Annotated in this window: 11 protein-coding genes; 10 read left to right on the top strand and 1 reads right to left on the bottom strand. The window is 59.4% G+C overall.

Going from position 1 to position 12272, the window contains the following annotated elements:
- Positions 1-1296: 1296 nt before the first annotated feature.
- Positions 1297-2037 carry a sigma-70 family RNA polymerase sigma factor gene (locus C4334_RS06375; protein ID WP_352431249.1) on the bottom strand — a complete coding sequence of 247 codons (741 nt, stop codon included), beginning with the start codon at positions 2035-2037 and terminating at the stop codon, positions 1297-1299.
- Here C4334_RS06375 and C4334_RS06370 point away from each other — a divergent pair.
- From C4334_RS06370 to C4334_RS06325, 10 genes are all read left to right on the top strand, one after another.
- Positions 2032-2163: a hypothetical protein gene (locus tag C4334_RS06370; RefSeq protein WP_352431248.1), complete on the top strand. Its 132-nt coding sequence runs from the start codon at positions 2032-2034 to the stop codon at positions 2161-2163. The two genes, C4334_RS06375 and C4334_RS06370, sit on opposite strands and share 6 nt — an antisense overlap.
- 107 nt (positions 2164-2270) lie before the next feature.
- Positions 2271-3104: a hypothetical protein gene (locus tag C4334_RS06365; RefSeq protein ID WP_352431247.1), complete on the top strand. Its 834-nt coding sequence runs from the start codon at positions 2271-2273 to the stop codon at positions 3102-3104.
- A gap of 164 nt (positions 3105-3268) precedes the next feature.
- Positions 3269-4267 (top strand): hypothetical protein, encoded by a 999-nt coding sequence (locus C4334_RS06360; RefSeq protein ID WP_352431246.1) that lies wholly within the window; start codon positions 3269-3271, stop codon positions 4265-4267.
- A 95-nt stretch (positions 4268-4362) separates the two neighbouring features.
- Positions 4363-4995, top strand: coding sequence for a type III secretion system stator protein SctL (gene sctL / locus C4334_RS06355; protein WP_352431245.1), 633 nt, complete (start codon positions 4363-4365; stop codon positions 4993-4995).
- Positions 4996-5184: 189 nt separating this feature from the next.
- A complete protein-coding gene (gene sctN, locus C4334_RS06350; RefSeq protein WP_352431244.1) occupies positions 5185-6489 on the top strand; it encodes a type III secretion system ATPase SctN in 1305 nt (434 codons plus the stop codon).
- Between the two features lie 166 nt (positions 6490-6655).
- Positions 6656-7150 (top strand): flagellar export protein FliJ, encoded by a 495-nt coding sequence (locus C4334_RS06345; RefSeq protein WP_352431243.1) that lies wholly within the window; start codon positions 6656-6658, stop codon positions 7148-7150.
- A 533-nt stretch (positions 7151-7683) separates the two neighbouring features.
- Positions 7684-8520, top strand: a complete 837-nt coding sequence (locus C4334_RS06340) for a formylglycine-generating enzyme family protein (protein ID WP_352431242.1) — start codon at positions 7684-7686, stop codon at positions 8518-8520.
- Between the two features lie 64 nt (positions 8521-8584).
- A complete protein-coding gene (locus tag C4334_RS06335; RefSeq protein WP_352431241.1) occupies positions 8585-9892 on the top strand; it encodes a tetratricopeptide repeat protein in 1308 nt (435 codons plus the stop codon).
- A gap of 62 nt (positions 9893-9954) precedes the next feature.
- The gene (locus C4334_RS06330; RefSeq protein WP_352431240.1) at positions 9955-11385 is read left to right on the top strand and encodes a tetratricopeptide repeat protein; all 1431 of its coding nucleotides are present in this window, start codon (positions 9955-9957) and stop codon (positions 11383-11385) included.
- Positions 11386-11398: 13 nt separating this feature from the next.
- Positions 11399-12208: a hypothetical protein gene (locus tag C4334_RS06325; RefSeq protein ID WP_352431239.1), complete on the top strand. Its 810-nt coding sequence runs from the start codon at positions 11399-11401 to the stop codon at positions 12206-12208.
- Positions 12209-12272 lie beyond the last annotated feature (64 nt).

The following is a 12272-nucleotide window of genomic DNA, read 5'->3' as shown; positions in this document are numbered from 1 at the left end:
GCAGGTAGGAGTGAGGAGATGACAAAGAGCCACGAATCAGAGAAGAACGAGTCGGCGACCGAGAGGCGCAAGCCGGTTTGGCCGGAGCTAGAAGACCTGGAGCTGTTACGCGACGCGTCGGCCGACCCCACCGAGCGCGCTTTTGCCTTGGACCGTTTGGCTAGCGACGGCTTCTTCTACGCCGATCCATACGCGCGCGTACGCTTCTTCGGGCGCTGCGCGGAGCAGAATAGCTTGCGTCGCAAACAAGAACGTAAAAGTGACGGCTTCCGAATTGGGCAAAAGAGGCGCGTGATTTTCAACGGGCCAGGATGTGACGGCGCAGTTGACTTCTTCGCAACTCTATAGAAGCGGAGAAAGTGGGCGCCACTGCGAAGAGTTCGATGCGAAGTGAAGGTTGATCGAGAGTCAATTAAACTTCACGCCGGGCGGGCATGAGAAGCTTCATCTGAGGCGAAGGCGGTTTCAGCTCGAAGTCCGCGTCGAAAACAGTCGCGGGCTTTGCGGAGCAGAGCGGGCGCGTCAGCGCGCGAATCGTGCGGGGCACGCGACCAGCGCGCTGCAGTGCAGCCGGTGCTTCCTCGGGGCATGGGGCGCAGGCTGCAGCGCTCCGCTCTGCGGCGAGACCACACGTCAGCCTTGCGTCGAAGAGAAGAACTGATCTGACGTGCGATCAGACGGTTGAAGAGGTGGTTTAAAGCCGAGTTCAAATTTCACAAGCGAAGCAATAGACCGCGGAAACGAGGGGCGTTCATTGAATCACGAATGATCCTGCACATTTAACATCTTCTTTTTGGAAACCCAGTGATTGGCAAGAAAGGAACGGAATCTCGTACAAGACCGCTTGGCGTCGGGTTGAGAGTTGCTCGCGAGGAAGCTGAGGCAACCATACAGATCGGTCATCAGATTGCGGCGGCGCGGAGACCCCCGGCTTTAGCCGTGGGGAGGATGTCAACCTACTTGGATGAAACCCAGGCAAATGGACCAAAAAGCAAAGCGGAAAGCAGCGCCCCTCGCAATAGCGCGCTGCTAGGTGCGACGGGAAGCGACGAGCGGTGGACATCGAAGACTACAGGCCGCAAGGCCGGTGCCGTCTGGTAGCAGGAAGCGAGAAGTGGAGAGCGTGTTCATGAATTGCAGAACGGAGGTAAGCTCCCTGAGCCTAAATTCTGCGCCGTAGTTATAAAGTGAAATTTGTGTGGTTTGGTGAAAGCGGCAGTCTAAAAATCGATGCTACCGGATTGATGCGAAGCGCGAAGAACAGCGAGCAAGGACTGTTCGTGCTTCTTGTGGAGACTAGGAGGAGCTGTCCTCTTCCGGCTCTTCGCCGAGCACTCCTCTTTGTTGCAGCGCGTCGCGTAGGCGGCGGATCGCTCTTGCGTGAATTCGCGTGACCCAAGACTTGTTGACGCCCATTCGTTCGGCCACGCGCATCATCGGTTCGGATTTCAAGTAAACCGATTCAATCACTTGTCGTTCTTTGGCCGGAAGCTCGGCAATGGCTCCAACGATGATCTCGATCAATTCTCTCTGTTCCGCCTCTTCCGCTGGCGAGGTCGGGCTTTGCACCATTGCCGCCACCTTAGGCGAGTAGACTGATAGCAGGTAAGCCGGAATCAAATCCTCAATGAGCGATCGCACTTCGTTTATTTCATCTTCGATGGAAGCCGCCGCCCGCTCGGTCGTCATCTGTTCGTCATCAGCAGCAGCTTGCAGCAGATCGTTCAAATTGTCGGCCCAGACGCGGTCATGATCTCTGAGGCGCACGGTGACGCCGAGTTGGCGTAACCCGTCGTAGATGGCCCCCTTGATGCGATAATACGCAAACGTGGTGAACGAAACTCCACGTCGCGGATCGTAACGCGATGCCGCTTCTACCAGACCGAGGTCGCTGTAGCTATAGATCTCCTCTATGTCCACTTCTATTTGCGGCGGAAGCGTCTGAATGATCTTGGAGGCCAGCGAACGCGCATACTGCTGATACTTCTTGATCAGCGCATCGCGATCTACGGCCAGCGAGGAGGACTGATCTTGCATGCTGCCACCTTCATTTCGATTCAGGCTTGCCCCGAATACTTGGCCGATTATAACGCAGCGCGCTTCATCTGCGACGAGAAAATTCGCGCTGCCATCGGCGGCAAAAATTTGTTGGAACAAATATGACCGAGCGAAAAGAACGGTGACCATTTTCGAGGAGGCGGTTATAATTGGTTCGACGGCGAAGCACAACGGCGCTGAGCGAAGGTAGCTTTATGTGCAGAAGGCGGAAGATGAGCGGGCGAGCGTGGAGGATAGTTGGGCTTTTACTGAGCGTCTGTTTGCTGAGCGCTTGTGGAGAGAAGACGGTCGCCACAGTATCGAACGAGGTCGATGCCATTGAGATCATCGATGTGCTCAGGGAGAACGGCATCGAGGCGGAGAAGGTCGAAACTGCAGAGGGCGAAGCGAAGCGGTGGAGCATCGTCGTCAAAGAGGGGATGTTCGACGGCGGGACGTTTCAGCTAGCGGTGCAAGTCCTGCGCGATCACGGCTTGCCGCGACCCGAAGAGACGCCGAACAAAGAATCGTCGCTGTTTCCTGGCAGCGAGGAGGCGCGACGCGCCGAAGAACAGCGTCGTTTGCGGGCCGACATCGAACGTCAATTGCGTGCTTTGCCGGGAGTGACGCGCGTCATCGTCAATCTGGTTGTTCCGGGCGACCAGACCTTGGAGATCGAGAAGACCGAACCGAGCGCGTCAGTGTTGATCGTGCACAAGGATCAACAGCCGGCTTTCAACGAACGACAGGTGCAAAACATGGTGGCTAAGGCAGTGCCGCGTTTGAAACCGGAGAACGTCAGCATCACGATGTCGCAGCAACCGCCGCGTCCGATCCCCCACGACGAACTTCGCGCACGGCGCAACAGCAACCTTTTGTTCGCGGCAGCTTTCGCTTTGGTCATCATCTTGGGGTGCGTTTTGTTGGTGCTCTTTCTCCAAAGCCGACGCCAACGCGCCGAACTGGCCGCGCTCCGCCAGATGCAGGGCGAAGTCGAAGGAGAGGCTGAAAGCGAAAAGTCGTCCGAAAGCGATCGCCCAGCGAAGAACCTCGCTGCCGGAAGATAGCGCGAGGTCCGCGCTCGTCCGCGGCGGCGCAAGCGGCCCATGAAACTAGCGACTTTGACCGTTGGTCGTCCGCAGAGCGATGAGCTGGTGATGCCTGTTGATGACAGACGCACGAACTGTTCATAGCAGCGGGTTTCAACGGCAAAAGGCTGTTCAGGGGGATTATGCAACTTGTCGCGCAACTGACACGCATCGACGTATTGTTTGCGCTCGCGCTCTTTTTCGCGCGAGATGAAACGGATGCTGACTCGAACGAAACGGCACGCGCTTTGGCTTCGCTCACGGCATTGGAGGCGTCGGAGCGCGCAGCTTTGGAGCGGTGCGTTTCGCGGTATGAACGACTGCCGCCCGTGAAAAGAAGAGAATGGGTGGATCACAAATTGCGCCTCATCACGCAATCGCGTTGGGAACTGGACGAGACGATTCACCCATCGCACATAGCCGAACGCTTGCGCGAAGAACCTGAGTACGTGCAACGCCTCTTGTTCGCTCGTTTGCCGGAAGCCACGCGCCACGCAGTTCACGCCGCGCTCGGCAGGGTCGTCGAGGATCGGGGTTGTGAAAGCAACGTGTCGCCTGATTTGGTGGCCGTCATCTGGTCCGCTTTTCTTCGGAGTTTCGTTTCGCATTTCGATCTTGCGCATCAAGCGCCGGTGGATCGGCTGAACGGCGTCGAGTTAGCGCGTTTGATTCACCTGTTGGGCACGCGAGAGACGGCCTTGGCGTGCCGTAGCGTCCCCGAGATGGAGACGGTGGCGGCTTTTCTGCGACGCTTCGCTGCCGAGGACGCGCGCGTGATCACTGCTCATCTGACGAAGCTCGTCAACGTCGAACCGCAGCGCGTGATTTTGGCGGAAAAGACCGTCAGAGAATCTTTGCTTGCTGAGTCGGAACCGAGCGCTATGCTCTACCGAGTAGGGTTGCGGACGTTGGCCATTGCGCTTGCTGAGCTGAGCGACGAGCACGCGCAGTATGCTGCGCAAAAGTTGCCGGTCGAAGCGGCCAGGTGGCTGCATCAGGCGGTGGATGGAGTCCGTGCTGAAGAGATCGCTGGCGATCTTAAGCAAGCGATCGTCGCTGAAGTCGACTCGCTCGCCAGCGGCATTCTGCACGCCGCGCGCAGTCGAGGCGCGCACGCAGAGAGCGCTGACGTGACGGCCTGAAAGACCGTCGGCGAAGCCACCAAAGATCCGCGCGTAGAAGCGCCGTCCGAGCGAGGGCCGCCCCGAAGCAGCGTTTTCGCGAAGAGGCGAAAAGGATGAATGCCGTGAAGGTCATCAAACGGGATGTGAACTGGTCCGACGGTGAGGGCCGTCCGGTCATCAAGCGCGTCATCGTCGAAGCGCGCGCCGAAGCGCGGCGCATAGTCGAAGAAGCGACGCGCGAAGCCGAACTCATACGCGAAGAAGCGCTGGCCGAAGCCGAACGTATACGCGAGACGGCGCGCCGCGAGGCACAGGAAGGAGCGCTAGCCGAACTCCACGAGCTATTGATCAACGCCCGTGAACGGCGCGAAGCAGCCATTGTGCAAGCCGAGCGTGATCTGCTTCGGTTAGCTGTCAGGATCGCCGAAAAGATCATCGGGCGCGAATTGAGGACTGACCCAGCGGCCATCGCCGACATCGTCGCGACTGCGCTGCGCCACGCGCGACAGCAAGAGATGCTTACCGTGCGCGTTAACCCGGCTGATGCAGCGCTCGTTCAACGAGAACGCGAGCGAATTGATCCGATGGGACGCGCGCGTTTCCTCGACGTCGTTGCCGATCCACGCATCGCTTCCGGCGGATGCGTGATCGAGACCGAATCGGGCACCATCGATGCGCGACTCGAAACGCAACTGCGGGCACTGGAGCGCGCGCTGCTTGCACAGGCTGTCGGCGAGGAGCGTTAACATTTGCGCTGTGGGGTGCAATCTGTGCCCCGCTATGGCTACAAGCTAGAGGGCTGAAAGAGCCGAGGAGCGACGCGAGCTTGAAGCTGCGGTTCAGTTGCGCCCTTCGATGAGCGGTCGCGCTAGCTCAAAGAAAAGGGTCGGCTCTTGATTCAGGGTGAAAGAAAAGGATCGAGCGGAGGGTTCGGCGTGTTGAACCTAGCTTCGTACATTGAAGCCATCGATTGGTTGTCGCCGGTTGAGATTCGCGGACGCGTCACCGAAGTGGTCGGCCTGCTCATCAGAGCGCGCGTTCCTGGGACGCGCGTCGGCGAGCTTTGTTTGATCCACTCGCCGCATCGTGCGCGCGAATTGCGCGCCGAGGTAGTTGGCTTTCGCGGCGGCGAAGCGATCTTGATGCCGCTTGGCGATATTCACGACATCGGCATGGGGGCAGAAGTCATCTCCACCGGGACTTCGCTCCGAGTGCGCGTCGGAGACGGATTGCTCGGACGCGTCCTCGACGGCCTCGGCGACCCGATGGATGGCAAGGGGCCGCTTGAAGATTTTCAGGAGCGAGCGGTTGACGCGCGTCCGCCTGACCCTTTGCGGCGTCAGCGCGTGACTCAACCTTTGGCCACAGGGGTGCGTGCCATTGATGGGTGTTTGACGGTCGGCGAAGGGCAGCGCGTCGGCATCTTCGCCGCCGCTGGCGTTGGCAAATCGACGCTGCTCGGCATGATCGCGCGCAACACCGAAGCCGAAATCAACGTCATCGCATTGATCGGCGAACGCGGGCGCGAAGTGCGCGATTTCCTCGAACACGACCTTGGCCCCGAAGGGCTGCGCCGTTCGGTGGTCGTCGTCGCCACTTCAAATGAACCAGCGTTGGTGCGTTTGAAGGCGGCCTACGTCGCCACCGCCATTGCAGAGTACTTTCGCGATCAAGGCAAGCGCGTCATCTTGATGATGGACTCTGTGACGCGCTTTGCCCGCGCACTGCGCGAAGTCGGGTTGGCAGCGGGCGAACCACCAACGCGCGCCGGCTTTCCGCCTTCGGTCTTCAGCGAATTGCCGCGCCTGCTTGAACGGACGGGCAACAGCGATCGCGGTTCGATCACGGCTTTTTACACGGTGCTCGTCGAAGGCGACGACATGACGGAACCGATCGCCGATGAGACGCGCTCGATTCTCGACGGCCACATCATCTTGTCGCGCGCCCTCGCTGCCGCCGGACACTACCCAGCCATTGACATCAGCCAGTCGGTGTCGCGCGTGATGAGCGCCATCGTCACGCCGCAACATGCGGAGGCAGCGCGGCGTTTGCGCGAAGTGCTAGCGACCTACGAAGCGCAAAAGGACTTGATTTTGATCGGCGCTTACAAAAAGGGGAGCGACCCGCGAACCGATTACGCGCTCTCCAAGCTCGATGCCGTCAACGCCTTTTTACGTCAAGGGACAGCCGAGAAAGCGCCCGCCGATGCGGCCATCAACCAGTTGCAGCGCCTTTTTTGAGGCCCGACGAATGGCGTTCGATGGTGCGCTTGCATCGGGCGGATGAAGGGCGCGCCTCGAGGACGGTTTGCGAGGCAGAAAGATGAGCTTGTGCTATCGGTTCACGGGTCGGGAATCGGCAAGCGAAAAGCGAAAAGAAGCGGCGGCGGTTTGCAACGATTGAGCGATGAAAAAGAACCGTTATCACCTACAGCGTTTGATGGAGTTGCGCGAGCGCGCAAAGAAACAGCAAGCCGAATTGGTCGCTGCCAAGCGCGCGCAGCTTGCTGCCGCCGAACAGGAGTTGAACAAGCGCCAACTCGCCGTGGAAGAGTGTCGCGTGCGTCAACGGGAGGCAAAGGAGCGCATGTTCCGCTCTGCCGAGACCGGATTGGAAGCGGCCAAACTGGTCCAACATCGCGTGCATCTGGCCGATCTCAAACGTCAAGAAGAGGAGTTGATTGCCGCCGTCGAGCAACAGCGCGCCGTGGTGCGGCGCTGCCAAGATGAACTCGACAAGGCTCTCGTCGCGCTTGCCGAAGCGACCAAAGAGCATCGCGTCATCGAGAAACACAAGGAGAAGTGGCAGGAAGCCCAACGTCGCGCTGAGGAGAAGAAAGCGCAAAAAGCGAGCGATGAGATGGCTGGCATCATGCACGAACGTCGTTCGTGGGACGAATGAACGCGTCGATGGTCATCCGCGATGTCGCTGCCTCCAGCGGTCCCGACGCTGACAAGTTGATCGCTGGATACCGTGGTGACCATCCGCGTTTGCTTGCATTCCACTTTTTGCGTGAAGACCTTGGTCACTTGAATATTCTCTTAACCGAGGCGTAACTTCATGGCGGTAATCGTTCGTCCAGTTTTGATTGCTGCTGAAAGATGATGGGGCCAAGTCGAGCACGCGACGATCTCGTTTGCCCAAGGGTTGGCGGGGTGCTAAAATGAACGCTGCAACAGCCCCGACTTTGACACCGTGGTTTTCCGGGGAGCAACGCGTCTGCTCCTCAAACTGTTTCAACTGATAAGAACCCGACGAGAAGGATGATCTTCTTCGCGTGCGGCATCTCGTTCGGGCATTGAAGTTGCGCGGCGGAGCGTCTCCGGCGCGTCTTTGCCAGCGGTATGCGGAAAAGCCCTACAAAGCAGCCCGCCGACGGTGCTGGCCGCTCACGCTTGGTTCCTCTTTGCATCGCCGGTGTGATCTGTTTCGTCGTGGCGACCATTCTGGGCTACGGCGCATGGTATTTGTTCGGCGGACACAGGAGCGTCAACTCAGGGGGACAGACGGTGGTCGTCGTACAAACGACGCCGACGCCGGTTCCGACACCGACGCCGGAATCGCCCGTGATCCCCGCTCCAGCAGGCGAAGTCTTCGTCGAAGGTGGCGAGGTGGTCCTTGGTGACGGCGAACAACTGCCTTTTCGCCGCGATTTCGTGCAGCCTTTCTACATCGCTGAAACCGAGGTGACAAACGAACAGTACCGCGACTTCGTTCGCGAAACGGGACACAGCGCTCCTGCTGGTTGGATCAACAACGACTTCCCCGCTGGCGCTGCTAACGAACCCGTGACGCGCATCACATGGCGCGACGCGGTCGCTTACTGTGACTGGCTGTCTCAGAAACTCGGCGTGCGAGTTCGCCTGCCAACGGAAGCGGAGTGGGAGCGGGCAGCCAAAGGCAAGGAGAATTTCCGTTACCCGTGGGGCAACGAGTGGCGCGATCGCGCGGCCGACTGCGAAGAGAACAGAGGACGTGTCCGTGCTGTCAAAAGCTTCCCCGAGAACAGATCGCCGTTTGGCGCTTACGACATGGCGGGCAACGTCTGGGAGTGGGTGGCGGACGAAGCGCGCGATGAACAAGGCAACGTGATGACTCAAAATGGCATGACGCTGCGCGTTATCAAGGGCGGCGCCGCAACCGAGCCGCGCGCCTTTATCTCAAACAGCGCGCGCTATTTCGTTCCTGAAGACAAAGGGGCGACAAGCCTCGGCTTTCGCTACGTGATCGAACGGCGTCCGCCCGTGCAGAAGTCTGAATCCAAGCCATGAGGAACTCCATCGCGCTTGCGGACGAGCGTTGAACTCGATCCGTCGTTCGAGGCAGGTGAAGGTTATGAAGTCTGCGATCATAAAAGGGTCTTGCATCGGCGCGATCTTTTGGTGTGGGCTGTTCATTTTCGGGACGGCGACGTCGCTCATCGCGCAACGTAACGTCCCGAACATCGGCAGAGAGGTCGAAGGGAGTGCCCGCTCCAGTGAAAAGCCGACAACAGAAGAGAAGAGCAGAAGGCCGCGCCCAACTCGTCCGCCGCGTTCGTCCCACGGCGGGAAGAGTCGCCCGACGACATCATCTTTCGTCGAGGTGACATTCATCACGGGCGTTCCCGAAGTGGCGATTTACTGGATGGACCGCGGGATGACGAGGTTCTTGGGACGTACAGGCAGCGATGGTCGCGCCAAGTCGCGTCTTCTGCCAGGAACTTATGACATCATCGCCAGTCGGCCCGGTTACGCTTCGCAGCGGCGGCAGATCACCGTCACGGCTAGCGCAAACACGTTCGTCTTCGACTACACAAACATCGCCAAGGTCGCAGACGTTCCATCGGCGACGCCAACAGAGGTTATCGAACGTTTCGCCGATCCGCAGCGAGCTGACAGCGTAACGCTCAGCGATTGGCGCGCGGCGCTTACGCAGATCGGCGAGGAGCTGGTGAGCAATCCAATCGATCCGCAGCTCAGAGCCCGCGCGGACTTCGTTCAAGGCCAGATCGATTTGCTCACTGGCAACTACAGCGATGCGATCGTTGCTTTCAATAGCGCCGCATTGCGGTTGAAAGACTCAGCTCTCGCTTACTGGGGACTAGGCAGCGCGTATCTGGCGACCAATCGGCTGCGCGAAGCCGAACGCGCTTATCAACGCGCCATCGAATTGGACGCTAAATCAGCGCTGTCATACAAGGGGCTCGGCGACGTCGCTTTGAAGCAAGGCAAGACCAAAGAGGCGATCGATCTCTACAAACGCGCGATGGATCTCGGCTATCGGTCGCCGGATGTGATGTGGCGAATGGCACAGGCTTTCTTGCGGCAACAACGTTGGGCCGATGCGCTCCCGTTGCTTGAAGAGGTCGCGCGCACGCGACCTTCGGCGGAGGTCTTCATCGCCGTCGGCGACGCGTACGTCGGGTTGGGGAAGCCAATGAGCGCTGCGCCGGCTTACAAACGGGCGATGGAACTAGACCCGAAGTCGGCTCTCGCCTACTACAAGTACGGCGAACTCTCCTTCGAAATGCGCGAGTACAACGACGCGCTGCAAGCTCTGGAGCGCGCTCTCGTGCTCGATCAACAAGGGCGATCCATCAACCTCGCCCGCGCGCGCCAGCTAGCCAATAGGGCGGCTGAAATGGCGCGGCGCGAGCGTTGAGCTTCGGTTGAAGATGACAAACGGAAGGTCTTTCAACCTCGCAAAGGGTTCTGGAGGCGAATATGATGACTCTCTCCCGACGTTTCAGACAAGCGGTCTATGGCGCCGCCATCATAATGTTGGCGCCTGTTTCGGTCTACGACTGCTTCAGCGTCTTTGCACAGGCCATCGCTCGCGAAACGAGCGCCTCCTTCGTCGATAAACCGCGCATTGCGGATGAAGTTCAAACGTCCAGTTCGATTAGAAGGATTGAGCAAAGGGGGATAAAGGGGCAGACGCGAAAATCGCTCGAAGTCGTTTTCACGACCAATGTGCCCGAAGCCGAAATCTACATCGGATCGGGCGAAGGAATGCGTCCGCTTGGTAAAACCGATGCGCAAGGGAAGTTGGTCACACGGTTGCCGCGCGGCAGATACAGCGTCTTGGCGACGCGCACCGGATACCGCATCGAGCGTCAGTTGATCGAAGTGCGACCCGGAAGCCAAAGCTTCAGTTTCGATCTGAAGTCTGCTGCCCCGCCTGCCATTGAATCGAGCAAGGGCGGTAGCAGCGCCGACGCCGCAAAGGAACCGGTGAAACCCAAGGAAGAACCGAAGCCGATGGAGGCTGCTCCGCCGCCGTTGACCGCGGAGAAGGTCATCGCAGATGCCGAAGCGCTTTTCCAACGCACGCTCGAAGCCAAGCCGGACGCCGCTCCGACGCTCGACGACTGGCGCCGACTTGAAGCCGACATCCGCACGGCGCTCGACCGAGAGCCGAATCAGAAACGCTTGCGCCTCTACGATCTGCTGGCGCAAGGGCAGGTTGCGTATTTGAGAGGCAACTACCCCGATGCGCTCGTCGCCTTCAATAAGGTCGTGTTCGAAGACCCACAGCTTGCCATCGCGCATCTTTTGCGTGGCAACGTGTACTTGGCGACCAATCAGCCGGAGGAAGCGTTCAAAGCTTATCAGCAGGCGTCGCGCATCAACCCCAAAATGGCGCTCGCTTACCGCGGCATGGGCGACGTCATGCGCAAACAAGGCAAGGAGAAAGAGGCTGACCAGTATTACCGCAAAGCGGCTGCCTTGGGCATGAGCGCAGCGGGCGAGGCAAGCGCCCCTGTCGGCGCGACACCGACGACGCCCAACCCAGCTTTGAACGCGGCGCGCAATCTGAAACGACAGAAGAAATGGGCACAAGCGCTGCGAGAATTTCAGAGCATCGCTGAAAAGGAGCCGTCTGCCGAGCTCTATTTGGAGATCGGCGATTGCTATCGCGGCATGAAACAGGTCATCAGCGCGATGAACGCCTATCGCCGCGCAATGGAATTGGATCCGAAGTTCGCCTTGGCGCACTACAAATACGGCGAGCTGATGTACGAAATGCGCGAGTATGCCGCCGCCTCTGAAGCGATGGAACGCGCGCTCGCGTTGGATCTGACCGGCGCTTCCATTGATCGCCGGAAGGCACGCGAGATCGCCAACAGAGCGGCCCAGAAGTTGGGCCGTTGAAAGGAGCTAGAGCATGAAGGTCACGCCGACGTTCAACCGACCCAATCCCATCCCAGATGCTAAGCGCACGAAGACGCGCCAAGCTTCGGAGAAAGAACCGTTGGATCAACGGACGGCGCCTGAAACTTTCGATGAGACGGGTCAAACCGAAGCGCGCAGTCTTTTTGCCGACGTCTTCGAGGAGGTCACGCGTTCGGCGCAGCGCCGGGAAAGGTCCGAAGCGGATCAGTCCGAGGACCGGTGCGACGACAAAGAGCGAACCGGACAGGCAGAAAGGGAGCCGGAGGCGCACCGACGCGAGGAGAAGCGCAGTCGCAGCGATGCCGAAAGCGGATTCGGCGGCTGGAGCGGAAGCTTCAATGCCGACACTGAAACCAATGCGACCGAAGCGCCCAACGCTCGCGCCATTTTACACATCGCCGATTTGGAGAGAATCGTTTCGGCCATTCGTCTGCAGGTTCTCGGCAACCGTCGCGAGGTGATCATCCAATTGCAACGTTCGGTGCTCGAAGGGTTGCGGGTCAAGTTAAGCGCCGATGAGATGGGACGCATCATGGCCGAGTTCATCGCTGCCAGTGAAAGGGCGCGGGCGCAGATCGAGGCGCGCGCGAACGAACTGATGGCGATCATGCGCTCGCGCGGCATCAATCTCGCTTCGCTCCGGACCAGCGTCGGCGCCGAGACCGCAAACGAAGGCTTCGATCGAAACGGGCGGGGCGAAAACGTCGCCCACAAACTCGAGGCTTCAAAGGAAACGTGCCCGGCTCCCAGCGAGCCGACTGAAGTCGCCCCCGGTGAATCGGAAACGAGCTACCGCGCTTGATGGAAATCGGCGTTGTAGGCCGCCGCGCTCGGTTTGCACGTCGGTCGGGATGAAAGGCTCCCCT

Source organism: Pyrinomonas sp. (genome assembly GCF_040289685.1).
GTDB lineage: Bacteria > Acidobacteriota > Blastocatellia > Pyrinomonadales > Pyrinomonadaceae > Pyrinomonas.
The sequence above is the reverse complement of the archived record's forward strand: the minus strand, read 5'-3'. Positions and strand labels throughout refer to the sequence as shown.

Excerpts from the sequence above, each read along its gene's own strand:
- C4334_RS06375 (WP_352431249.1), bottom strand. The coding sequence starts at position 2,037 with ATGCAAGATCAGTCCTCCTCGCTGGCCGTAGATCGCGATGCGCTGATC.
- C4334_RS06365 (WP_352431247.1), top strand. The coding sequence starts at position 2,271 with ATGAGCGGGCGAGCGTGGAGGATAGTTGGGCTTTTACTGAGCGTCTGT.
- C4334_RS06360 (WP_352431246.1), top strand. The coding sequence starts at position 3,269 with ATGCAACTTGTCGCGCAACTGACACGCATCGACGTATTGTTTGCGCTC.
- sctL (WP_352431245.1), top strand. The coding sequence starts at position 4,363 with ATGAATGCCGTGAAGGTCATCAAACGGGATGTGAACTGGTCCGACGGT.
- C4334_RS06345 (WP_352431243.1), top strand. The coding sequence starts at position 6,656 with ATGAAAAAGAACCGTTATCACCTACAGCGTTTGATGGAGTTGCGCGAG.
- C4334_RS06335 (WP_352431241.1), top strand. The coding sequence starts at position 8,585 with ATGAAGTCTGCGATCATAAAAGGGTCTTGCATCGGCGCGATCTTTTGG.
- C4334_RS06330 (WP_352431240.1), top strand. The coding sequence starts at position 9,955 with ATGATGACTCTCTCCCGACGTTTCAGACAAGCGGTCTATGGCGCCGCC.
- C4334_RS06325 (WP_352431239.1), top strand. The coding sequence starts at position 11,399 with ATGAAGGTCACGCCGACGTTCAACCGACCCAATCCCATCCCAGATGCT.